At 38.8% G+C, this 23,175-nt stretch carries 24 protein-coding genes; 6 read left to right on the top strand and 18 right to left on the bottom strand.

The genetic code is table 11. The features are described 5' to 3' along the window. Positions 1–2: 2 nt before the first annotated feature. From MHB44_RS09400 to queF, 4 genes are all read right to left on the bottom strand, one after another. Complete coding sequence (locus MHB44_RS09400; protein ID WP_341302533.1) at positions 3–1,061, bottom strand: MoxR family ATPase; 1,059 nt, start codon at positions 1,059–1,061, stop codon at positions 3–5. A gap of 134 nt (positions 1,062–1,195) precedes the next feature. Next, entirely contained in the window at positions 1,196–1,729 is a 534-nt protein-coding gene (locus MHB44_RS09395) for a VUT family protein (RefSeq protein ID WP_341302532.1), read from the bottom strand. After that, positions 1,726–2,391: a 7-cyano-7-deazaguanine synthase QueC gene (gene queC / locus MHB44_RS09390; protein ID WP_341302531.1), complete on the bottom strand. Its 666-nt coding sequence runs from the start codon at positions 2,389–2,391 to the stop codon at positions 1,726–1,728. The genes MHB44_RS09395 and queC overlap by 4 nt, the downstream gene beginning before the upstream one ends. Positions 2,392–2,449: 58 nt before the next feature. After that, entirely contained in the window at positions 2,450–2,950 is a 501-nt protein-coding gene (gene queF, locus MHB44_RS09385; protein WP_341302530.1) for a preQ(1) synthase, read from the bottom strand. Positions 2,951–3,328: 378 nt separating this feature from the next. Between queF and MHB44_RS09380 the strand changes: the two genes are divergently transcribed. Continuing rightward, a complete protein-coding gene (locus tag MHB44_RS09380) occupies positions 3,329–4,078 on the top strand; it encodes a glucosaminidase domain-containing protein (protein WP_341302529.1) in 750 nt (249 codons plus the stop codon). A gap of 66 nt (positions 4,079–4,144) precedes the next feature. On the opposite strand, the gene MHB44_RS09375 is transcribed toward MHB44_RS09380, so the two are convergent. The 7 genes from MHB44_RS09375 to MHB44_RS09345 form a co-directional block, all read right to left on the bottom strand. Further along, entirely contained in the window at positions 4,145–5,065 is a 921-nt protein-coding gene (locus MHB44_RS09375) for an LD-carboxypeptidase (protein WP_341302528.1), read from the bottom strand. A 242-nt stretch (positions 5,066–5,307) separates the two neighbouring features. After that, on the bottom strand, positions 5,308–7,263 hold the full coding sequence (locus MHB44_RS09370; protein ID WP_341302527.1) for a methyl-accepting chemotaxis protein: 1,956 nt from the start codon (positions 7,261–7,263) through the stop codon (positions 5,308–5,310). A 418-nt stretch (positions 7,264–7,681) separates the two neighbouring features. Beyond that, entirely contained in the window at positions 7,682–8,218 is a 537-nt protein-coding gene (locus MHB44_RS09365; RefSeq protein WP_341302526.1) for a DUF1572 family protein, read from the bottom strand. 169 nt (positions 8,219–8,387) lie between these two features. Next, positions 8,388–8,996 carry an SCO family protein gene (locus MHB44_RS09360; RefSeq protein WP_341302525.1) on the bottom strand — a complete coding sequence of 203 codons (609 nt, stop codon included), beginning with the start codon at positions 8,994–8,996 and terminating at the stop codon, positions 8,388–8,390. A gap of 104 nt (positions 8,997–9,100) precedes the next feature. Next, complete coding sequence (locus tag MHB44_RS09355; RefSeq protein WP_341302524.1) at positions 9,101–9,223, bottom strand: YvrJ family protein; 123 nt, start codon at positions 9,221–9,223, stop codon at positions 9,101–9,103. Positions 9,224–9,292: 69 nt separating this feature from the next. After that, positions 9,293–9,517 (bottom strand): DUF2922 domain-containing protein, encoded by a 225-nt coding sequence (locus tag MHB44_RS09350; RefSeq protein ID WP_341302523.1) that lies wholly within the window; start codon positions 9,515–9,517, stop codon positions 9,293–9,295. 14 nt (positions 9,518–9,531) lie between these two features. After that, entirely contained in the window at positions 9,532–9,747 is a 216-nt protein-coding gene (locus MHB44_RS09345) for a DUF1659 domain-containing protein (protein WP_341302522.1), read from the bottom strand. A 121-nt stretch (positions 9,748–9,868) separates the two neighbouring features. Here MHB44_RS09345 and MHB44_RS09340 point away from each other — a divergent pair, with 121 nt between their 5' ends. Next, positions 9,869–10,297 carry a DUF2621 domain-containing protein gene (locus tag MHB44_RS09340; protein WP_341302521.1) on the top strand — a complete coding sequence of 143 codons (429 nt, stop codon included), beginning with the start codon at positions 9,869–9,871 and terminating at the stop codon, positions 10,295–10,297. Between the two features lie 217 nt (positions 10,298–10,514). Here the strand turns inward: MHB44_RS09340 and MHB44_RS09335 are convergent, their stop codons facing one another. The 4 genes from MHB44_RS09335 to MHB44_RS09320 all read right to left on the bottom strand — a co-directional run bounded on the left by MHB44_RS09335 (position 10,515) and on the right by MHB44_RS09320 (position 14,070). After that, positions 10,515–11,009: a cytochrome c biogenesis protein CcdC gene (locus MHB44_RS09335; RefSeq protein ID WP_341302520.1), complete on the bottom strand. Its 495-nt coding sequence runs from the start codon at positions 11,007–11,009 to the stop codon at positions 10,515–10,517. A gap of 24 nt (positions 11,010–11,033) precedes the next feature. Further along, positions 11,034–11,420 carry a response regulator gene (locus MHB44_RS09330; protein ID WP_341302519.1) on the bottom strand — a complete coding sequence of 129 codons (387 nt, stop codon included), beginning with the start codon at positions 11,418–11,420 and terminating at the stop codon, positions 11,034–11,036. Positions 11,421–11,455: 35 nt separating this feature from the next. After that, a complete protein-coding gene (locus MHB44_RS09325) occupies positions 11,456–12,166 on the bottom strand; it encodes a cytochrome c biogenesis protein CcdA (RefSeq protein ID WP_341302518.1) in 711 nt (236 codons plus the stop codon). A gap of 227 nt (positions 12,167–12,393) precedes the next feature. Further along, entirely contained in the window at positions 12,394–14,070 is a 1,677-nt protein-coding gene (locus tag MHB44_RS09320) for an L-lactate permease (protein ID WP_341302517.1), read from the bottom strand. 524 nt (positions 14,071–14,594) lie between these two features. On the opposite strand from MHB44_RS09320, the gene MHB44_RS09315 reads away from it, so the two are divergent. The 4 genes from MHB44_RS09315 (at position 14,595) to MHB44_RS09300 (ending at position 18,346) form a co-directional block, all read left to right on the top strand. After that, positions 14,595–15,341, top strand: coding sequence for a FadR/GntR family transcriptional regulator (locus MHB44_RS09315; protein WP_341302516.1), 747 nt, complete (start codon positions 14,595–14,597; stop codon positions 15,339–15,341). Positions 15,342–15,470: 129 nt separating this feature from the next. Then, positions 15,471–16,187 carry a (Fe-S)-binding protein gene (locus MHB44_RS09310; protein ID WP_341302515.1) on the top strand — a complete coding sequence of 239 codons (717 nt, stop codon included), beginning with the start codon at positions 15,471–15,473 and terminating at the stop codon, positions 16,185–16,187. Positions 16,188–16,202: 15 nt separating this feature from the next. Then, a complete protein-coding gene (locus tag MHB44_RS09305) occupies positions 16,203–17,630 on the top strand; it encodes a LutB/LldF family L-lactate oxidation iron-sulfur protein (protein ID WP_053995950.1) in 1,428 nt (475 codons plus the stop codon). Further along, positions 17,630–18,346, top strand: coding sequence for a lactate utilization protein C (locus MHB44_RS09300; protein ID WP_053995951.1), 717 nt, complete (start codon positions 17,630–17,632; stop codon positions 18,344–18,346). Before MHB44_RS09305 ends, MHB44_RS09300 begins: the two co-directional genes overlap by 1 nt. 711 nt (positions 18,347–19,057) lie before the next feature. Here MHB44_RS09300 and MHB44_RS09295 read toward each other — a convergent pair. The 3 genes from MHB44_RS09295 to MHB44_RS09285 form a co-directional block, all read right to left on the bottom strand. Next, a complete protein-coding gene (locus MHB44_RS09295; protein WP_341302514.1) occupies positions 19,058–20,962 on the bottom strand; it encodes an endonuclease MutS2 in 1,905 nt (634 codons plus the stop codon). 506 nt (positions 20,963–21,468) lie between these two features. After that, positions 21,469–22,377, bottom strand: coding sequence for an EamA family transporter RarD (rarD, locus tag MHB44_RS09290; RefSeq protein WP_341302513.1), 909 nt, complete (start codon positions 22,375–22,377; stop codon positions 21,469–21,471). Positions 22,378–22,513: 136 nt separating this feature from the next. Continuing rightward, entirely contained in the window at positions 22,514–23,050 is a 537-nt protein-coding gene (locus MHB44_RS09285) for a hypothetical protein (RefSeq protein ID WP_341302512.1), read from the bottom strand. Positions 23,051–23,175 lie beyond the last annotated feature (125 nt).

Raw genomic sequence — 23,175 nt, 5'->3', positions numbered from 1 at the left:
TATTATCCATCCTTTTTAGCAACCAAACGTGGTAAATCTCTAATTACCTCTAGCATAAACCATGCAGGTAGGGCCTCGCCCTTTTGCTCTGCTACAACCATTTGTGCAATTTCTAAGCTAATGGCTGATAGGTCCTTGATTAAATCCTTAGCACGAAAGGCAAGCTGTCGTTGATTTGCCTTTAACGTCATATGTTCATTTGGTAGCTCCTTTATAAGCTGAGCCCGCAAGGATTGTGCCATAAAATACAATAAATCTCTTTCATCAGGCTGATCTGGCCAGCGCAGCTCACCATTAATAATTTTCGCTAAATCATATTTGCTTTGTATTTGTTTTAGAAAGGCTTTAAATTGGCTTGCTGTATGTGGCGATAAACAGCTACTTGTTAAAATATCAATATCTGTTTCTCCTAAGCTCTTCCCATAGGCATAAAGACAATCGCTTAGCATATGCCATGAGCGTGGTGTGGAGAAGGGCTCCTCGGTTTTTGGTGGCTCACTCCATAAATGATCTGGACGCATTTGAATATATTCAATCACATATGGATGGATTTCATGTGCATAAGCCCATTCTAGCCAATCTCGATGGGAGGCTCTTAGCTGCACATGTACCATTCGGTTTATTAATGCAGAAGACATTGGCTTGACAATGGCACTATCCTGCGCTCGATTGCCCGCTCCAATTACAATCGTTCCCTCTGGTAAAATAAACTCACCGATTCTTTGCTCATGAATTAAGCTATAAAATGCTTTTTGTACCTCCTGTGAGCAAGCATTTAATTCATCTAAAAAAAGACAATAAGGCTCATTTCGAGCAATCATTTTCGGTGGACAGAAAACACTATAGCCATCCTTAATTTGCGGAACGCCAATAATATCCTCAGGTGCTAGCTGACTGCCTAATAAAGAAACACATGGCAAGCCTAATTCACTCGCAAAATTTTCAACGATTGCTGATTTACCAATACCCGGTGCTCCCCATATAAAAACAGGCCGTACAGGCGCTACATTTAATAAAAAATCATATAATTGTTTTTGTGTAACACTAAAAATTGTATTCAATACAAACTTCCTTTCAACAGTTAATCGCTTTAAAGGTACATAATACCATTTTTTATGGATCCATGCCTGTGCCCGACTTGGCTCTTATAAATAGGAAAAGGATGTGCCAGAATTTTTCTGAACACATCCTTCTTTTAAGCCAATCGTTTCTCACGCAATGCCTGCCCTTGAACAATAACCCATACACCAACTAGTTGCAGCGCTGTTTTGACAATGACTTGCCCAACAATTGCTGCAGGTACGGCTGCCCACGGAAGGAAGCCTGCACCGAGTGGGCTTAGTCCAACAATAACGAAAACCGTTGAATCAAGCAGTCCTCCCACAATGCCGCTGTAAAGAACGCGCCAAGCCATCGGTAGCTTTAAACGTGTATAAATTTCAGTATCTGCTGTTTCAGAAATAATAAACGACAGCGCTGATGCTGCCACAATCATCAATGTATCTCCTAAGGAAAACGATACAGCAGCGGAGAAAAATAATGCAATGAAAATAAAGAAATACGTTTTTTTACGTCCATATTTATTTTGTACAAGGTCGCGGAATATAAATGTTGCACCAACAAAAAATGTCCCTATTGGCACGATAAACATGCCCATTTCCAATGGTGCAAAACGTGCTGTCACAACATTTGCAATAACAATCGAAGCTAAATAACAAAAAATTCTCATGCTTCTTGCCCTGCCTTCGTTGCTAAATAGCTTTGCAGCCCGTTTTGTCGCAGCTTACATGCAGGACATTCTCCACAGCCATCTGCCATAATACCGTTATAGCAAGTGAGCGTTTGCTCTCGCACAAAGTCGAATGCATCAAGCTCATCCGCTAATGCCCACGCCTGTGCTTTGTCAAGCCACATTAATGGCGTATGCAAAACAAATGGCTCATCCATCGCTAAATTAAGCGTTACATTAAATGATTTTACAAACTGATCTCGGCAATCAGGATAGCCGCTAAAATCGGTTTCACAAACACCCGTCACAATATGCTTTGCCCCAACTTGGCTTGCCAGTACACCTGCGAAGGAGAAAAATAGCAAATTACGCCCTGGTACAAAGGTTGACGGTAGCCCACCATCTTGCCCTTCCTTAATATCCATATCCTCGCGTGTTAATGCGCTAGCTGCTAGCTGATTTAATAATGACATATCTAAAATATGGTGCTTGACACCAAGCTGTTGTGTGATATTTTTGGCACAGTCAATTTCTAAGCGATGCTTTTGTCCGTAATCAAATGTCACAGCCTCCACTTCACCAAATTGTTGCAATGCCCAAAACAAACAAGTTGTACTATCCTGCCCGCCGCTAAATACGACGATGGCCTTTTCCTTTTTCATTATAAATAAAGCCTCTTTTCTTAGTTTTTTTCAGAGGGTTGCTAAAAACCTCTTTGTCTTAACGATTATCAATTTTCTCTGGATATAAATCGTGATTCATTAAGCGATAGTCCGCGATTTTTTCATATTTTGTCTCAGGACGCCCATAGTTACACCATGGGTCAATTGAAATACCTCCACGCGGCGTAAATTTGCCCCACACCTCGATATAACGAGGGTCTAATAATTTAATTAAATCGTTCATAATAATATTCACGCAATCCTCATGAAAATCGCCATGATTGCGGAAGCTAAATAAGTAAAGCTTTAACGACTTGCTTTCCACTAGCTTTTTATCTGGAATATACGAAATATATATTGTCGCAAAATCAGGCTGCTGTGTAATTGGACATAAGCTTGTAAATTCTGGACAATTAAATTTCACAAAATAATCACGCTCTGTATGTAAGCTCTCCACAGCCTCCAACACTTCTGGTGCATATTGCATCGGATATTTCGTCTGTTGCTTGCCTAACAATGTTAAATCTCCTAAACCTTCTTGTTCCGTACGACTAGACATCAAAAAGCCTCCTTCAAAGTTGTGTACGACAAAACTTTTAAAAGAGGCTCAGCTATTTTCTATATCATATGTAAGAGGAAAAATGACCCTATGCATAGTTTTTTATAGAGGGTATAAGCTATGAACCTCTGTTATGAAAGTTTTACATACGAAATTCTATCAACTATTTGGAAACACGTCAATACAAAATCTACACACTCGCTCTCTCGCTAGCAAAGGAACCAATCCATTGCTATAACGTTTTATTAATAACTATAGCAATTTTATATCACATTTCTTTATTTCTCTTTCACTCTCTGCAATAATAAGAGTTAGCTAAACTTTGATAGAAGGGAGGGAGATGTTGCCAGTTCAACATCAAGCAGTGCAATGAAATACATGTTCAAATTTTTTCAAGGGCTTATTATTACAATTGTTGTGATATGTCTATCATTTTTTATGGTCACACAGCTCTTCAATCAACCTGAAATGGGAGAGCCTATCATTGTGGATGACCGCCCAAGTGTAGAAGAATTTATCGGTACAATTGCTGAAACAGCACGAGACCTTGGTGCTAAAAATGACCTCTATGCCTCTGTGATGATTGCACAAGCAGTTTTAGAGAGCAAGCATGGGCAAAGCGGTCTTGGTGCTGCCCCCAACTATAATCTTTTTGGCATGAAAGGTAACTATCAAAATAGCTCTGTCACACTTGAAACCGTTGAGGATGATGGTTCAGGCAAGCTTTCAACCATGATGGCTGAGTTTCGGAAATACCCTTCCTACGAAGCCTCCATGCAAGATTATGTAAAGCTAATGCGAAATGGGGTTTCTTGGAATAGGGATTTTTATGCAGGCGTCTTTAAAAGCAATACAGCATCCTACACAGAGGCAACCAAATTTTTAACGGGCTCCTATGCCACAGATTCAACGTACAATGAAAAATTAAATGCTCTTATCACCAAGTATGACCTTCAGCAATACGATAGCCCTGTGAAAGATAAGAAAACCATTACAGTTGCTGACGGTGATTCGCTAATGCGGATTGCAGAGGCCTATAATGTGAACGTCACATCTATTAAACAATGGAATCAATTGCGTTCAGATCGTCTCGAAGCAGGGCAACAGCTCAATATTTATCATTATTAGCGCAAAGTGACTGGGACAACAGGTAATTGACCAATGCAAAACCGCTTTTTATAATGGACAAATTAGTTATGTCCCAGTCTCTTTATCATAAAAAGCTATTATACGTCGATGGTCTGCATCCATCACAATCGTTGCCCCTAAAGGTAATGACATGGTGGGCAGACAATGTCCACAGGCTATATCGGCAATAATCGGCTTGTTTAAAGAAACTAACATTTCCCGGAAAATAGTTTGTAAGACAGAATGTTCCCCACAATTTGTCCAAGCACCTAGTAAAATACCTGCTGCCTCATCAAACTTTCCCGCTAGCTTCAATTGAGTAAACATACGATCAATACGCTGGCTATTTTCATCAATATCTTCTAAAAATAAAATTTTTCCTTTTGTATCAATATCATAGGGTGTGCCAAGCGATGCAGCAACTAATGTTAAATTGCCTCCAACAAGCTGACCTGTAGCACAGCCAGCTACAAGTGTCGTCATTGGCTGTGATACGGGATTTTCCAAATGAATAGCTTCTTCTGTCATCATGTGTTGTTTAAAGGATTGCCATGTATATGCATCCATCTCCTGCTTAATAAATTCTGTGGATGGCATCGGTGTATGGTAGGTAATAAAGCCACAAAGCTGATTAAAAGCTATATGCAAAGCTGTTACATCACTATAGCCTGCAAATACTTTAGGATGTGCCCTGATCATGTCAAAATCAAGCTGTGGTAAAATTTTTGTAGCCCCATACCCTCCTCGCATACAAAAAACTCCATCAATTGTAGGGTCTCGAAACATCCGATGGACATCCGCTGCTCGCAATGTCGCTGTGCCAGCAAAATAGCCCTGATGTGCATAACATGTCTCTCCAGCAACCACCTTTAACCCTAGCCTTTCAATACTGGCAATAGCAGGCTGTACCTTTTCGGGTGGTACAGCACCTGAAACACTAATAAGCCCCACCGTATCTCCTTTTTTTAATGGTCTTGGACGAATCAATCATTGCCCTCCTTTACGGCTTTATCCTAATTATTGAGCGATCTTCTCCCATTATTGAGCGGTTCTCTCATTGGATTGATCACTTTTCTCTCGCTATTGAGCGGTTCTCCCATTTGATTGATCACTTTTCTCTCGCTATTGAGCGACTTTCTCTGAACGGAGTGACTGATCCTCTTTATTTCCAATAGTATACGTATAAATTCCAAAAACGCTACTCCACAGAGAGAGTAGCGTTTTATATATTAGTATTTAAATTGACTAATAAGCTGTTTTAGTTCGTCAGCCATGTATGCCAGCGCTTGGGCGGAGGCATTAATTTCTTCCATGGATGCTAATTGCTCCTCGGTCGATGCTGCTACATCTTCTGAAACGCTTGCATTTCCGTTGGCGGTTAATGCCAAATCCTCCGTAACAGCCGCTACTTCTTGTACACTTGCAGACATTTGCTCAGAGGCAGAGGACGCTTCCTCCATTTTCGGCATAATTTCATTCATACTTGCTATAATTACTTGGAATTTTGCAATGGCCTCATCCGAAATATGTAAGCCCATTTGTACATCCTCTGTCATCTTTGCCATAATATTCACGGATTGCTCTGTTTCTTGTTGAATTCCTTGAATCAATTCAAAAATTTGTTGTGCCGAACCCTGTGACTGTACTGCCAGCTTACGTACTTCATCCGCTACCACAGCAAAGCCCTTACCATGCTCACCTGCCCTTGCTGCCTCAATCGCTGCATTCAGTGCCAGTAAGTTTGTTTGATCGGAAATACTTGTAATAACATCTAAAATGGACGTAATTTGCTGAGAACGCTCTTGCAATGCTTGAATTTTTGCATTAGAGTCAGAAACCGATACATGAATGGAAAGCATTTGATCCTTTGTGTTTTGAACAGCTTGTCCACCCTCATCTGCTTGTAATGTAGCATCCTGCGTTAGGTCTGTTACAGCAGAGGAAATTTCCGCTACATGCAGAATAGCTGTTGACAGTTCATGGAGCGACTCTGCATTTTTATTCGCATTAACGGTTTGTGAATCAGCACTTGTCGCAACATCCTGAATTGCAATGGCTACTTTCTCTGTTGCAGTCGTTGTTTGATTGGCATTAGCTGTCAATTGCTCAGCAGATGATGCTACCTCTTCTGCATTTTGCTCAATCTTTTGAATAAGTGTTCGGAGACTTTGCTGCATATCATTAAAGGCTTGTCCTAATTGTCCAATCTCATCTGTCGAGGCAACTGTGATACTTTCCGTCAGATCGCCTTGACTAATCGTAATAGCACTATCTTTTAATGCTTTAATGGGTCTGAGAATAGCCTTCATCACAAAATAAAACATAATGGTACTTACAATAATAGCAGCTACTAGGACAAGCATCGTATGGAATAAAATTGTTGAGGCAGCCTTATCAATTTCATCAGCAAAAATAGTCCCTGTGATTTTCCAGCCTGTTAATTCATTGGTAATAAAGGAGAGTGTACGGTTATCACCACTATAGGTATAGTCATATATACCAGATGCGCTATCGTACATTTGCTCAATAAAGCTTTCATCCAGAACTTCACCTGCTGTTAATGTAGGGTGTGCAATAACCATATGATCTTCACCGAAAATGGCTGGATAACCATTTCTACCAATTTGAATAGAATCTGAAACTTCCTGTAAACCTGTTAACTGAATATCAACAGCTATAACACCGGAGTAATCGTTTAGCTGCTTAGCCACGGTCACAACCATATCTCCTGTTCCTGCATCTTTATAAGGATTGGTAATTAACGCCCCTCCCTTTAAAGCTGTTGCCTCTTTAAACCAATCTCTTTCCAATGGATTATAGTCTGCGCTGTTTATTCGTGGTTCCTGCGTAAAGGCTCCATCATTCGCACCAACGTAAATACTTAAAATATCAGGATGAAGCTTTACATATTGCTGCAATTTTTCACGTATTGTCCCTTCTGATTGCTCAAGAATTTTAATTTCCCCACTGAAAATGCCAATATCATGCACTTTTTCACTAATTGTTTGATCAATCAGCTTATTTAAAATTTCTACACTTTCATTTGCGCTATATAAGATTTCTTCCCTAATGGCATCTTTAGCTGAAAAATAGGATAAACTCCCAACAGATAACACAGGAATTAGTAAAATAAGAGCAAATAATATATAAAGCTTACCCTTAAAGCTTCCCATTAATTGTTTCATACAATCCTCTCCTTCTTTCTTCTCGATGTAAAAATATTTGTGCGGCAATTTGATTGCTTTATGGGCCCTATCCAATGTAATTAAATGCTATGCTTTTCAATAAGATCTCCTTTTCTTTAGTGGTTTTACATATTTCCCAAATCTTTTATCGGATAAAATATATAATTTCAAACATTTTTATGATTTTCTTACTATTCAGGCTTTACAGATAAATCCATTACTCTTTAGCATAAAAGTACTTGTCACTACGAGTCCATTTTCATACACATAAACCATGCCTCAAGATTTTTGCAAACCTGTACTAGAGTGAAACATAACGACAGTCTGTGCTGCCTTTATCTTGGTTTAACAGGTAGAGCGCTGAAACAAAATAAAAAAGATCGTAGCGACTTGATGCCAGTAGCTACGATCTCTAATATTATGACTGGAATTTTTCTAGCATTGCCTCTGTAAAGGTTTGTGATTGCCCTTTTGGTATGCTTAATGTCTGCCACTCTGCGCCCTTTACTTGTTTTGCAATATAAATAATTTGACCTACGTGCTGTGCATAGTGAGCCATTTGTCTTTCAATTGCATCCATTACCGCTAGCCGCTCACCTCTAATCGTAATATCCCCATCCAAGTCGGCTCCTGTTAAACTTGCTAAAGTATCTAAAAATACTTGCCAGCCCTTTTCCCAAGCAGCAATAATCGCTTCTTTTGTGTGAAAACTATCTATAAACTCATCATCGCGATTTCTAGTAGGCTTTTCTCCATCTGTCGTTAAAAAATCAGTCCAGCGTGAAATCATATTGCCACTTAGATGCTTGACAATAACAGCAATACTATTTGATTCTTCATTGTATGCCCAGTGTAACTGTTCACCCTCTAATTGGGCTAATGTTTGATCACCTTGCTCCTTCATACTTTTAAATCGTTTTTGGACAATCTGTAAATAGATTTGTGCTAATGTCATGGTCATCGCTCCCTTTTTATTTTACAATACCAAAACCTGTTATAATTGTCATCATACGGTTTATCATTAGAAGATATAGTTGATTATGACTCCTAGAAATTAAACGTGGTTGATTGTTGTCTACCTCACAAAAACCGTCTCAATGAATCATGAGACGGTTTTCTGATATTTATAAGTTTTCATCAATATATGTTTCGATATCGGAGGCAATCGTATCAATAGGCACATCTTCGATATTTTCAGCATAGCCATTGTACATTTTCACTAATATACCATCTTTATCGACTAAGAAAAATTGATTTCCATGAATAACTTGATCACTGTTAGGATCGTTTTTCACCAAAATCTTTGTATTTTTCACTGCAAATTGTTCAATATATTTTTGTGAATACCCTGTAAGAAGGTTCCATTTTGATTCATCCGGGACATTGAATTTACTAATATAATCCGCTAACACTTCAGGTTTATCAACATCTGGATCGACTGAAAAGGCTACAATGTTATAATCCTCCACACCTTTTTTCTGGAGCTTCTCTTGGACTTGTGCCATATTCAATGACATTGGGGGGCAGATTGACACACAGTTTGTGAAAATGTACATCCCAATCCATGGCTTTCCTTTTAAGCTGTCTAATGATACAGCCTCTCCATGTTGATTCACATGTTCAAAATCAGGTATTTCAAGGCTATAATCTTCTTTAAATTTTGTATTTCCACAGGCACCTAGTATAGATGCACAGGCTAACAGTACGACAAGCCCTATTAATTTACGTTTCATCTTAACACTCTCCCTAGCCTACACTATCCTCATCCTAACGTAGGTTGTAAACGTTGACAAGAACTTCAAGGTGACAGCTTTCGTACATCTTTGTGAAATCCAGTTCATTTTAAGGAAACAAGTGCAGCATGAATCGCATCCAGCTTTACTTCGATGCGGTGCAATAAATAAAATGACACTAAAATGGGAAAGCCAATATCGGATAACATGTTGAACCATTGTTCCATAAAGTTTCCTCCTTTCACATATGATAAAAGTGGTCTTTGCCTAGCACGCTGCAAAGACCACTTCTTCTATTATGTTGTTGCCATATCAAATTCTGTGACTTGACGATCGACAATACGCGCCCCTTTAATGGCTGCCAAAGCACCTGCTTGTCCCGTAAAAACATTTTTCGTTATAATGGTTTCCATGACCTGCTGAACTTCAGCTGCTGTAATGGTTGACTTTGGTGCATCAATTGTCAGCGTTGTTGTTTTGCCAGTAGCTGTAGCAAATTGCAGCTCTAACACTTGTGTCATTCCATATTCCCCCTTTACGATAAATTTGTTGTTTCTTGCTTGACGATGCTTGCTAATGGCTGTGATGATAGACTGGCCATAGCGTTCGCAACTGCCACTAAATCGGCTGTGCTATGGGTGCTGTTAAGGTTACGATACGACTTCGTGGCAAATAGTGGTTCGTTTTGTTCATCATAGCCAATCGTATACGTAAGGCGCAGTGTAGCATTTACAAAGCTGATGTTTGTCATGTAACATCCCCTCCTCTCTACACTCTATATACAGACTTATTACTAAAAAAGGACAATTAAGGATGAATTTTTTTTCGTAAGCTTTTATAATAGAGTGAGAGAAGACAAAGAGGTGAACGATTTGTTAGAAGGTTGGTTTTTATGGTTTATTTTATTTTGGGTTGTTGTTCTTATTTCCTTGATGGCGATTGGTGGATTTTTTATGTTCCGCAAATTTTTAAAAGCATTGCCTAAACAGGATGGCAAATCTGATTTAGATTGGCAGGAATATTATTTAGATAAAACGATCCATTTATGGGGACAAGCTGAAAAAGAGCTACTCTATGAGCTTGTAAGCCCTGTACCTGAACTTTTTAGACAGGTAGCCAAGGAAAAGATTGCAGGTAAAATTGGCGAGCTTGCTTTAGAGGAAAAAGCAAAGGCCATTGATCACGACCTTATTATTCGAGGCTATATACAAGCAACGCCAAAGCGTGACCATAAATTTTTACGCAAAAAATTAGAGGAAATGCAAATTGATATCGCCCCATATGAGCATTTATTCGAATAGTAACCACGCTGCACAAGAATTCTAGTGTAGCGTTTTTTCTTGCCATTAAAAGTGTTTATCCATCGCTTTGCATATCCTATCCGCCACTTTTTAAGTGCTATCCTCCATTTCAAGCGTTCTATCCACTTGCTTGCTTTCTATCCTTCATTTTGTATATTTTATCCACGACTTTCTTTCCACCCTATTAAGCCATAAAAAAACTACACTAGCCTTCATACTAGTGTAGTTGCGGAATCGTTTTTTTTACTTTTTTAAACTGGATGAGCATAGCTATTCGCCAAGGTACTAGCATAGCAAAGGCTAAGATCCAGAACATACCTGCTAATTCCCCGACATCGATGGAATTACTTAAAATCATTTTTGCCACCACACGGAATATTAACAAACCGATTAATATAAACGCAAATGCCTTTGAACGTTTTAAATAAATATCTCGACCCTTTACTTCAAATTTAGAAGTAGCAATTAAAATCGTCGAGAACACCATTCCTACAGCAGCTGCCTCAAAAATTTGCATAGGTGGCACTCGAAATTGTTCAAATACAAACATAAGCGCGCCTGTAGACATGGCAATCGGTGGAATAATAATTTTCTTCTCATTGGTTGGCATTTTGGAGGCTCGCATTCGTATAACCATCACAAAGCTCCCCATTAAAATGGCCATGATGGTTGACCCGATAACATAATAGTGAGAAGGGATGCTGCTTAACATAAAAGGTCCTCCTCTAATATCTAATTAGCAATTTTGTCCCAATAATTGATCGGCTACAGCTTTTAATTTTTCTGGCTCAAAAGGCTTTGTAATAAAATCTTTTGCTCCGCTTTCAATCGCTTCTACGATAAGCTTTTGCTGACCAAGTGCTGTAATCATAATAATTTTTGCATCTGGAAATTCAGGAATAATCTTTTTCACTGCTGTAATACCATTCATAACGGGCATCGTTACATCCATCGTTACTAAGTCTGGCTGTAACTCTTGATACATTGCCACAGCTTCTTTCCCATTCACTGCCTTTCCAACAACCTCATAACCCCATTCTGTAAACATATTACTGATGGCAACACGCATAAATAACGTATCATCCACTACTAAAACTGTAGGCACCTGTTTATCTCCCTCCACGTTAATATGGTATAGCCCTTCTTTAGTTTAACAAATTAAAAGCCTGTAAATCCACCGAAAATAGGCTCTAATATACGTGTAATATACGTTAATCCATCAAAGAACAATAAAATCCCTACAGCAATCATAATATAACCGCCGATTTTCACAATTTTTTGGCTATGCGTGCGAATCCATGTCATACGTGAAATAAAGAATGATAGTACAAAGAACGGTATCGCAAAGCCTAAATAATAAGCAAACATATAGCTAAAGCCTGCGCCTGGATTTGTACCAGCTAACATGATAATAGACGCTAGAATTGGTCCTGTACATGGTGTCCATCCTGCTGCAAAGGCAATCCCAATTAAAATGGATCCAAAATAGCCAGATGGTCGATTTTTAAATTGAATTTTATGATCCTTATTTAAAAAGTCTATTTGTAAAAGTCCCACAATCATTAAACCAAATACAACAATTAAAATAGCGCCTACCTGGCGTAATAGAGTTTGATAATTATGGAAAAAATTAGAAAATAAGGACGCGCTCAGCCCAATCGCAATAAAGATAATTGAAAATCCTAGTAAAAAGAATAATGTGTGAAAAATAGCACGTTTTTGTAACATACCTTTTTCTGATTTTAGCTCATCTAATGTCATTCCCGTTATGTATGATAAAAATACTGGATACAAGGGAAGCGTACAGGGGGAAATAAAGCTTAAAAAACCTGCACCAAAAGCTAAAAATACGTTAATATCAGATCCCATATTTTGAAATCGCTCCTTACAGTTACTGCCTCCATCGTACCAAAAAACACTATAAAATGCGCCCTTCCAGCCTGTGAACGTTTCATGGCAAAATCATGAGATTTATAAGAAATCCTTGCCAAATAAGTTTTCTTTCTGCATTATGCCCTCCTTCTGATTTTCTGTCAATACGACATAGATAAAAAGGATGACAAACGTTAACCGTTTTCATCCTTTCATCTTACTTTTTATGGAATCATCCAAGCTAATACATTGCTTTGTAAGTATGTCAAAATACAGATAAATAGCAGTAGCATAATACTATATTTTACGGCAAAGCGCAGTAATTCTGATTCTCTGCCCACAAGTCCAACGGCTGCTGCGGCTACTGCAATGGATTGGGGTGAAATCATTTTCCCTGTTACTCCACCTGATGAATTGGCTGCAAGGGCTAGTACAGGGTCCATACCCACTGATTCTGCTGTCACCTGTTGGAGCTTGGCGAATAATACATTGGAGGAGGTATCCGAGCCTGTAATAAATACGCCGAGCCATCCAAGTACAGGTGAGAAGAATGGGAATAACGCGCCTGTTTTCGCTAGCATTAAGCCAAGTGTTGTCATCATTCCTGCTGCATTTGTGACATAAGCATAGCCAACCACACAGCAAATTGTAATCAATGGAAACTTAATTTCATTTATGGTTTCCATAAACGTTGTGCCCCAGTGACGCCATGAAATTTGTAAAATAAACTTTGTCACGATCGCTGCTAATAAAATAGCCGTGCCTGCTGCCCCCAGTAATTCTAGCTTATATACTGCTGCAATTGGCTCACCTGTTGTACCATTTAACACTTGATTATGTAAAAAAGGTACTTCTGGCATAAATGTCAGTGCTTGCCCTAACGTATTGACGCCTTTCAATAAAATATTAGAACCCTCATAATGACCTGTTAAAGCGCTTTTGATTGCTGGAATTCCCCAAAAGGAAATAAAGATTGTTAAAATAATAAATGGTGACCAAGCCTTTACAATTGTTGCTCCGCTATAGGATTCATTTGTCGATAGTGTAGCCGTTGTTTCTCGCTCCGTTGCAAAGCGATAAATTGTTTTTGGCTGCCAAAACTTCATAAAAATTGCTAATGCAAATAAAGATACTAATGCAGATAGTACATCTGGTAATTCAGGGCCAAGGAAGTTAGAGCTTAAATATTGTGTCACCGCAAAGGAAATCCCTGACACTAAAATAGCGGGCATAACCTCCCAAGCCTTTTTAAAGCCCGTCATAATAAATACTAGAAAGAATGGAATAAAGACTGCTAAAAATGGTAATTGACGCCCCACCATTTTTGATATTTCCAACGCGGGTATACCTGTTGGCCCCTCCATAGCAGTTATAGGGACACCAATTGCACCAAATGCCACAGGTGCCGTGTTCGCAATCAGGCAAAGCCCTGCAGCATACAGCGGATTAAAGCCTAGCCCAACTAACAGTGCGGCTGAAATGGCAACAGGTGCCCCAAAGCCCGCTGCTCCCTCTAAAAACGCACCAAATGAAAATGCCACAAGTAATGCTTGAATACGTCGATCCTCTGTAATGGATAGCACTGAATGACGAATAATATTAAACTTCCCTGTTTTTACCGTAAGATTATACAGAAAAACAGATGTCACGATAATCCATCCAATTGGAAGAAGCCCATAAACCGCGCCTTGTGTAGCAGACATAACGGCTGTGGCAGCAGGTACTTTAAAAGCAAAAACCGCTAATAGTAATGATACAAGAAGCGTCGTTAGTCCCGCCATATAGCCCTTCATTTTTTTAATTGCTAGCGCCCAGAAGAAATAAAGTATCGGCACAACTGCTACCACCGCCGACCAAGCTAAACTCCCTCCAACGGCTGTGAAATTTTGTGTAAAAGTCAAACTACATCCCCCCATAGTTGTATTTTTCCTAAAAAGGTTTTCCACAATAATGTGATAAAATATTTCCCCCTGTATGATTAGTCACGTTTCCCCTAAGCTTTCAGACCTTGTCGATTTTCTCCTCTTTTTGTAGAAGCAGCTTCCTTTCTCAGAAATGCACCATCATTCAGATATTATTGCAGTAAACCTTCCACATTCACTGATCTCAACAAATCAGCGGAAGATTAGGTCATCAGATGACCGTATGCTATGATTATATTAACTATATTCTCAAAATTCAATATATTTTTCACAACACTAAAATTCGACAGCGCTCGATATTTTTAGCTTTTTCCTATAACGCAGTGGATTGAATCCTTGAAATGCTGGATAGAACTGCAAACCTGATGGATAGACACGGAATAAACGTTCCAAATCTCCAATAAGCCCTCCAAAAGTATTCACTTCACAGTAAGTAAGTTGTTTTTTCATGTATAATAAATATAACAATTAAGCAATTGTAGAAAGATAAGGGGTGTTGTTCCATGGAATTAAGAAGAATAAAGCCAAAGAAAATATATGAAGAAGTATCCGAAATCCTCCATGAAAAAATTAGAGCCGGATTATTAAAGCCAGGGGATCGGCTTGACTCCGTGGAACAGCTAGCCGAACAATTACAAGTCAGTAGATCTGCCGTACGTGAAGCACTCTCCGCTTTAAAAGCAATGGGGCTTATTGAAATCAAGCAGGGCTCAGGAACATTTGTCAAAAGTGTCACATCCAATCAGCTTGATTTCCCTCTTTCAACAGCTATTTTAACGAATAAACAGGATGTCTCTCACTTATTAGAGGTTCGTAAAATTATTGAGGTAGGTACAGCCGCAAGCGCAGCCATTCATCGCACAGATGCAGATATTCAAAAAATGACACAAATACTTGAAGAAATGCAGCGTGTACAAGGTGATGGTGAATTAGGTGAAAAAGTTGATTTTCAATTTCATGCTGCGATTTCTGCTGCTTCACAAAATCCCCTGCTGACGATGATTCTCGATCAAGTGTCAGGACTGATGCTGGAAACGATGAAGGAAACGCGCCGTATTTGGCTTTATTCTAAAAAAACAACGAGTGAAAAATTATATGATGAGCATATGCAAATTTTTCTTGCCATTAAACAGCAAAATGAGGAGCTGGCAAAGCATGCGATGTCTTCCCATTTAAGCAATGTCGAAAAAGTGTTACTGCAATATTTTGAAACAACAGAATCTATGCAATCCCCCAAGCTGCCTTTATAACAGGGCAGCTTTTTTGAAAAATTTTATGAATCTCTTTTATTCTTCTGAATAGTTGTAGTATTATAAAAACAATCTATTTGTTTTATTAGTCATCAGATGACCGGTTGATTATGTAGGAGGAGTGATAAAATGAAAGTGACACTGTTTGCAACCTGTTTAGTAGATATGTTTCAAGGTGATGTAGGCAAAGCAACTGTTGAAGTATTAGAAAGACTTGGCTGTGAGATTGACTTTCCAGAAAATCAAATTTGCTGTGGACAGCCTGCCTATAATAGTGGCTATGTGAGGGAATCTAAAAATGCCATGAAAAAAATGATTACGACCTTTGAGCATGCCGAATATGTAGTGTCCCCTTCTGGCTCTTGTGCCTATATGTTTAAAGAGTATCCTGAAGTTTTTAAGGATGACCCTATTTGGCAACCAAAGGCGCAGGCATTAGCAGATAAAACCTATGAATTCACAGAGTTTATTGTGGATGTTTTAAAGATAACGGATGTGGGCGCACAGTTAGAGGGCACAGCAACCTATCATACATCCTGCCATATGACACGTCTACTTGGTATAAAGGAAGCGCCATTTCAACTATTAAGCCATGTTAAAGGCTTACAATATATGGAGCTACCAGGCAAGGAACGTTGCTGTGGATTTGGTGGTACATTCTCAGTCAAAATGGGCAATATTTCTGGAGAAATGGTTGATGAAAAGGTATGCAATGTGGAAGAAACAGGGGCTGATATTTTAATTGGCGCAGATGCGGGCTGTTTATTAAATATTGGAGGGCGTATTCAACGTCAAGGAAAGCCAATCAAAGTAATGCATATTGCGGAAGTTTTAAATAGCCGATAAGAGGAGGAATCGATAATGGCAATGAAAACGAGTGAAGATCGCTTTAATCAGCGTGTGACAAAGGAGCTGGACAATCAATTTATGCGCGGCGCTGTGTCCAGTGCCCAGGAACGCTTTCAAACGCGCCGCCTCCAACAGGCAGAGGAGCTTGGACACTGGGAGGAATGGCGGTCACATGGCGAGGAAATTCGCAAGCATGTATTAGAAAATCTTGATTATTATTTATATCAATTAAGTGAAAATGTGTCCAAACGAGGTGGACATGTATTTTTTGCACAAACAGCACAAGAAGCAACGGACTATATTCAAGGCATTGCGAAAAAGAAAGAAGCCGCTAAAATTGTGAAGTCAAAATCAATGGTAACAGAAGAAATTAACTTAAATGCTGCGTTAGAGGAGCTTGGCTGTGAGGTCATTGAAACAGACCTTGGTGAATATATTTTGCAGGTGGCAGATCACGAGCCACCATCACATATTGTTGTACCTGCCCTGCATAAAAATAAAGAGCAAATTCGAGATGTTTTTAAAGAAAAACAAGGCTATAAGCAAAGCGAAAAGCCAGAGGAGCTTGCCCTTTATGTACGTGAGAAATTGCGCAACGAATATTTAACAGCAGATATTGGTATTACAGGCTGTAACTTTGCCATTGCTGAAAGTGGCTCGATTACACTTGTAACAAATGAAGGCAATGCTGATTTAGTAACAGCCCTGCCGAAAACGCAAATTACGGTGATGGGTATGGAACGAATTGTCCCTAGCTTTGAAGAAATGGAGGTGCTTGTTAGCTTATTAACAAGAAGCGCTGTTGGACAAAAGCTCACAAGCTATATTACAACGCTAACAGGGATAAAGGATGAGGGAGATAGCGATGGACCAGAGGAATTCCATTTAGTGATTGTTGATAATGGACGTTCAAACATTTTAGGCGGTGAGTTTCAGCCGATTTTACAATGCATTCGCTGTGCTGCCTGTGTCAATGCTTGTCCTGTCTATCGTCATGTCGGAGGGCATACGTATGGCTCTATCTATTCAGGTCCTGTAGGTGTGGTACTTTCCCCTCTTTTAGGGGGCTATGATGATTTTAAAGAGCTACCCTATGCCTCTACATTATGTGGTGCATGTACGGATGCTTGTCCTGTGAAAATTCCGCTGCATCAGCTGATTCACCGACATCGACAAGTCATTGTGGAAAATGAAGGCAAAGCACCTGTCTCTGAAAAACTATTAATGAAAGCATTTGGTTTAGGTGCCTCTTCCCCTTCTTTATATAAAATAGCAACAAAAATGGCTTCTCCAGCTATGTCCCCTTTTACGAAAGATAACACGATTTCTAAAGGGCCAGGACCATTAAAGGCATGGACGGAGGCAAGAGATTTCCCTGCACCAAATAAAGATAGCTTTAGAGATTGGATGAAGCAGCGGACAAAAGGAGGCAAGTCATAATGACAGGTACAATACAAAATCGAGAAACTTTTTTAGCCAATATTGCCAAGCAGCTAGGACGGTCACCAAAAGCGGAGCTACCACGCCCAACATGGCAATACCAGCCGCAAGATGGTGTGCTAAAAGATGCAACAAAGGATGAGTTAGTAGAGGTGTTAGTGAAACAATGCAAAAATATTCATACAGATATTGTGATGACAAATACAGCGAAGCTTCCACAAGATTTACAAGCTGTTATCGATAATTATGGTGGTCAGTCCGTTATTACATGGCAGGATAAACGATTCCAAGACTACGGATTATCTGCATTAATGACAACACAATGGCAACAAGCCAATATTGAGCATTATGAATGGAATCCGCAGCAACCTGAGGAAAATATCCGACAAGCTGAAAAAGCCAATATCGGCATTACCATTAGTGAAATAACATTAGCAGAATCAGGAACGGCTGTGCTTTTTAGCAGTCAGGAGCGAGGTAGAAGTGTCAGCTTTTTACCAGAAAAATCAATTATTTTAATTCCTAAAAGCACCATTGTCCCCCGTATGACACAGGCTGCACGCTGGATTAGCGAAAAAGTGCGCAATGGTGAAAATATTGCCTCATGCATTAACTTTATTACGGGTCCTAGTAACTCAGCCGATATCGAAATGATTCTTATCGTTGGCGTACATGGACCTATCAAAGCAACGTATATTGTGATTGAGGATCAATAAATGACAACATACTTTCTGGTATGACTTCTTTGTCATCATACTCTGGATGTGCTTCCTTTAGATGACTGGTCGTAGCATCATAAGTCAATGCCCATAAAAACCAACTGTTCTATCATATTGATAATATATACAGAATGGGTGCCTATTGTGCCTTGATTAATCATGATTTTGAACATACGAATCATATGTTTATGAAACTGGTGCAATATCAGGCATTTGCCGAACGTGTTGAGGTTAACGCTTTTGTTTTTGTATTAAAGCCACATTATTATAATAATTACATTTATAATTACGAGTAGGCTCTGTTAGAAATAGAACGTTTTAATCAGCTTAGATACGATGATTATTTAGATAAGCTTGTTTCAAACTTTTATTATGCTGAAAAAGGAAAATCCTTATATTTACTTGGACGTTATGAGGAGGCGAAGGCTGCATTTGTACAGTATAAAAACATACCGATCTATATTAGCCATCCTTATAATATTTTAAGCTTAAATGAATGCTTTTCCTATAAAGCCCTTTGCTATGCACATTTTGATGAGCTAACAATAGCCTATGAAATTGCTTAAATGGCTTACACAAATTCACCTGATTTAGTGGATTTACTCTATAAACGAAAAATCGAGGAAGTCTATCAAACGATTAAGGCACAAATTGCTTCCATATCTTCATTATTAAAAGGATTGCACGAGGCTGTGCAATCCCTTGTTTTTACGGCTGACGATCGTTCTTTATTTGTTTCTGGATCTTGCGTAACGCCTTTTTCGATCCCCGTTCGATATCATGCTGAAGCTTACGGTCTTGATAGTCTACAAACAATGTCTCTAAATCATATCCTTCAGGGTATAGCTCCGTTGCAGGTAATTCTAGGGTAAGTCGCTTCACATTCATCTCTAGTATTTGCCCCTGATAGAATACGCTAACATTATTGTACGGATTCATTTCTTCATACACCAATCCCACATCATCATAGTCCAATAATTTCACACGGTCCCCTTTTGCAAATGCATAAGTCGTTGCAACATTCGCTTTCTCTATTTTAGGCTTACGAATTTTACTGTCCTGAACGAGCCTCAGCTGATACTCCTTGTTATTTATATAATCCTTTGCTCTTTGCAAAACAGCTTCACGGATATTCATTTTTTTAGAAATCCATAAGGCATTACTTTCTCCTGACGTGCCGATGAGTAATTGATACAAGGGCTCTAGTGTTTCACTATTAAAGCGCATTGCCGCATTCATAAAATCAGGATGCATTTCAGAAAATCGCTTAATTTCACCATAATGTGTAGTTGCCACAGTTATACAGCCCATTTGATAAAATTCCTCTAATATCGCAATTGCCAGTGCAGCTCCTTCATTTGGCTCTGTTCCACTGCCAATTTCATCAAACAGCAATAGTGTATGATTATTAGCGGCTCTCATAATATCGGAAAGATTTTTCATATGCGATGAAAACGTACTTAGTGCATTTTCTATACTTTGATTGTCGCCAATATCAACAAAGATATGATTAAATACAGCCATTTCCGTTCCTTCGTCCGCTACAATATGGAAGCCCGACATCGTCGCTAATGTTAAAAGGCCAATGGTTTTCAACACGACCGTTTTCCCGCCAGCGTTTGGTCCTGTAATAATTAGGCTACGGTAGTCTTTAGCGATGGCAAATTGAAGGGGCACCGCATTTCCTGGTAGTAATGGATGCTTGCCATTGATCAGTTGAATATAACCGTAATCATTGATACGCGGCTCCCTACCACCAATTTGTCTACTGAACTTCGCTTTGGCAAAGACCATATCATATTGGCTAATTAACTCCATGTTAATCGTAATAGCATGAAGATGTTCCATCAATAGCCCCGATAAAGACGCTAAAATCTGATATTCCTCCACCGCTTCCTCAGCCTTCAATGTAGCTAATTCTACATTTAATTTAGCGACAACGCTCGGCTCCATAAAAACGGTTGCCCCTTTTGAGGAAATTTCAACAGCCGTTCCCTGTACATGATTTTTATAGGTCGCCTTAATTGGAATCGTATAGCGATCATCCTTTTGACTAATAAAAAATTCCTGAATATACGGTTTATTGGCACTGTTATTTAAAAATTTCGTTAAACGTTCTTTAATTTTTTCCTCTGTCGTTTCCATATGATGTCGGATGCGTTTTAATTCACGACTAGCAGCCGAATCTACACGATTGGCTTTGATCGCAAAATTAATCTCCTCCTCCACGCTCTTAAATTCAGCCATAGAATGAGCGTAAGAAGAAAGAACGGGCGCAAAAAATTCCTTATCTAACATAAATTTTTTGATGTTGCGACAGCCTCGTAAAAAATCGGAGATACTCACTAGCTCACTTGGATCAAGAATCATCCCCTTTTCAAGCTTCGTCATGATATGCTCAATATTCGACACCCCTAAAAACGGAACATGCCCCTCTGCATCCAAAATGGCACGAGCCTCTGTTGTTTCATTCAAGCGATTTTTTACCACTGCTAAGTTTGAGCTTGGCATTAATTTATCTAAAAGTTGTTTTCCTAACCCGCTGACACAGTAGGATTTAACGATGTCCTTTAATTCGTGATATTGTAATTTTTCAAGCGTAGTATTATTCATTTCTTTTTGCTCCTCATTGTCATGTTTTAACATACATGAAGATACCTAGCCAATATTAGATAGCAATGATGGTTTAAACAATATAAAAAAGCTGTGAGGAATCCCCACAGCTCTATCTTTAAAAGGCGCATTTTCCCGACATCACAAATAAAACCTCATCTAATTGAAGTTTCAGTTCTGTATGCCACGCTTAATAAAGTATTGTAGGTATCTACATAGGTTGTTGAAATAGGTCCATGACAAAATAAGGGGTGTTCATAACATGTATCCCCTGCTGTCGTCATCGCCACTATTTCATTCAATTTTTTACCTAGTTAGAACCTACCGCACTCACAAAAAGCACCTCTCATTAATTGATCATTGTTATCTAATTATTGACATTTTACTATATACTAGCATGAAAGTAAAGGTGCCCATGAGTAGGAAAATTCGCGTCAACTTTCCCATAGCACCAATATTATCGTCAGAATTTTATAAAAGGACCTGTAGAGAATTCTACAAGTCTTTTACGAAATGGATTTATGATGGGCTTTCCTGGTCTCTATGATCTTGGAACCGGAGAATAGTAACAGCGCCGCCCAAATAATGCTAAAAGCCATAAGCTCTACCTGACTAAATGGTTCCTTGTATAGCATAACGCCTAAAATTAATACAATGGTTGGTGTCATATATTGAATAAAGCCCAATAAATACAATGGTATATTTTGTGCGCCTTTAGCAAATAAAATTAAAGGAACTGCTGTGACGATACCGCTTAAAATCATTAAAATATCTGTTTTAACATCAATATGTAAAAATGAAGCTTGGTGAGTTGTAAATAAATATGCATAATAACCTAAGGCAAATGGCAAAATCAATAATGTTTCAATAGCTAAGCCTCTTGTCGCATCAAGCGTAATTTTCTTTTTCAGCACACCGTAAATAGCGAACGATATAGCAATTAATAATGCTACCCATGGCACAGAGCCGTAATTAATCGTTAAAATTAGCACCCCAATAAAGGCTATTACCGTAGCAATCCATTGCATACGGTTTAACGATTCTTTAAAGAAAATAACACCAAAAATAACAGACAGCAGCGGATTAATATAATAGCCTAAGCTTGTTTCAATCACATGATCATGCGTTACAGCCCAAATATATAAATACCAGTTCATTGAAATAACAAAGGATGCACCCGCAAGCTGCCAAAAGTGCTTTTGATGGAACCATAAATACTTTAAATCTGCCAGTAGCTCCTTACGCATTCGGAATATGCTCACTGCAAGCACCGTAAAAACGAAGGACCAAATCACGCGAGATAATAAAATCTCCATGCTTGGTACGTGCTCTAATAGCTTCCAGTAAAGCGGGAAAACTCCCCAAATCATATAAGCAAAAAATGCCGCTAAAACCCCTTTTTTCTCATTTGACATTGCCACTAACGCTCCTACTCTTACTGAAATCGATGAACGATTCCCTATCATCTTGAACTAGTTAAAGAATCGACTCAATTATAGGACTTTGAGTAGCCACTGTAAATGCCCAATTTCTAAAGAGTGTAATAGCTCGTTAATCTTTCTGTTCCGACTCTAGCTCAGAAATATACTTGCGTACGGTACTATAGCTAATCTCTGGATTGATTTGGCGCTTGATGCGAATATGAATTTCTTTAATTCCAACTCCTTGTTCACGCATATCTCGAATCATTGACTTCAGTGGTCCTGTTAGTGACTCCCTTGACATCGCTGTATATTTACTTAATTCAATCAGTAGTTCCGTATTTTGTTGGCGGAGCACCTTCATTTCCTCCACCACACAATTGTATTCTGTTACCTTTTTTTGTAGCACCGTGTTTTGCTGCTTTAGCTTTTGTAGCTCTTCTGTAAGCTGTACATTTTGTTTTTTTAGCATTTTTCGTTCTCGTTCTAAGCCATTTTGCTTGTTATCTAAATCTGTATGCATAGTATTGTACAACTCTTCCATATGCAGCAGCTCTAAATAGCGGCTTTGTGGCACAATCATTAAGCTATCTGTCGCATATAGAGCAAGCGTTCCATCTTTAAAAGGCTCGTACGACAATGTAGAGGGCTTTATTTTATTCGCCATTTATTTTTCACTCCTCCACAGGTAAATTCATATAATTGTCTTCTTTGTGTAACATCTATCCGCTTCCTTTTTCACATGATAATCATTCTCATTTATTTTTATCATAATCAGTATTTTGCTTTTTG

It is taken from the genome of Lysinibacillus sp. FSL H8-0500 (assembly GCF_038051955.1).
Taxonomy (GTDB): domain Bacteria; phylum Bacillota; class Bacilli; order Bacillales_A; family Planococcaceae; genus Lysinibacillus; species Lysinibacillus macroides.
This window is presented reverse-complemented; position numbering and strand designations above follow the sequence as displayed.

Coding starts and splice junctions, on each gene's coding strand:
- MHB44_RS09305 (WP_053995950.1), top strand. CDS start 16,203: ATGGCAATGAAAACGAGTGAAGATCGCTTTAATCAGCGTGTGACAAAG.
- MHB44_RS09360 (WP_341302525.1), bottom strand. CDS start 8,996: ATGAAACGTAAATTAATAGGGCTTGTCGTACTGTTAGCCTGTGCATCT.
- MHB44_RS09325 (WP_341302518.1), bottom strand. CDS start 12,166: ATGGGATCTGATATTAACGTATTTTTAGCTTTTGGTGCAGGTTTTTTA.
- queF (WP_341302530.1), bottom strand. CDS start 2,950: ATGTCTAGTCGTACGGAACAAGAAGGTTTAGGAGATTTAACATTGTTA.
- MHB44_RS09300 (WP_053995951.1), top strand. CDS start 17,630: ATGACAGGTACAATACAAAATCGAGAAACTTTTTTAGCCAATATTGCC.
- MHB44_RS09365 (WP_341302526.1), bottom strand. CDS start 8,218: ATGACATTAGCACAAATCTATTTACAGATTGTCCAAAAACGATTTAAA.
- MHB44_RS09315 (WP_341302516.1), top strand. CDS start 14,595: ATGGAATTAAGAAGAATAAAGCCAAAGAAAATATATGAAGAAGTATCC.
- MHB44_RS09345 (WP_341302522.1), bottom strand. CDS start 9,747: ATGACAAACATCAGCTTTGTAAATGCTACACTGCGCCTTACGTATACG.
- MHB44_RS09395 (WP_341302532.1), bottom strand. CDS start 1,729: ATGAGAATTTTTTGTTATTTAGCTTCGATTGTTATTGCAAATGTTGTG.
- MHB44_RS09310 (WP_341302515.1), top strand. CDS start 15,471: ATGAAAGTGACACTGTTTGCAACCTGTTTAGTAGATATGTTTCAAGGT.
- MHB44_RS09285 (WP_341302512.1), bottom strand. CDS start 23,050: ATGGCGAATAAAATAAAGCCCTCTACATTGTCGTACGAGCCTTTTAAA.
- MHB44_RS09355 (WP_341302524.1), bottom strand. CDS start 9,223: ATGGAACAATGGTTCAACATGTTATCCGATATTGGCTTTCCCATTTTA.
- queC (WP_341302531.1), bottom strand. CDS start 2,391: ATGAAAAAGGAAAAGGCCATCGTCGTATTTAGCGGCGGGCAGGATAGT.
- MHB44_RS09295 (WP_341302514.1), bottom strand. CDS start 20,962: ATGAATAATACTACGCTTGAAAAATTACAATATCACGAATTAAAGGAC.
- rarD (WP_341302513.1), bottom strand. CDS start 22,377: ATGTCAAATGAGAAAAAAGGGGTTTTAGCGGCATTTTTTGCTTATATG.
- MHB44_RS09335 (WP_341302520.1), bottom strand. CDS start 11,009: ATGTTAAGCAGCATCCCTTCTCACTATTATGTTATCGGGTCAACCATC.
- MHB44_RS09380 (WP_341302529.1), top strand. CDS start 3,329: ATGTTCAAATTTTTTCAAGGGCTTATTATTACAATTGTTGTGATATGT.
- MHB44_RS09370 (WP_341302527.1), bottom strand. CDS start 7,263: ATGAAACAATTAATGGGAAGCTTTAAGGGTAAGCTTTATATATTATTT.
- MHB44_RS09350 (WP_341302523.1), bottom strand. CDS start 9,517: ATGACACAAGTGTTAGAGCTGCAATTTGCTACAGCTACTGGCAAAACA.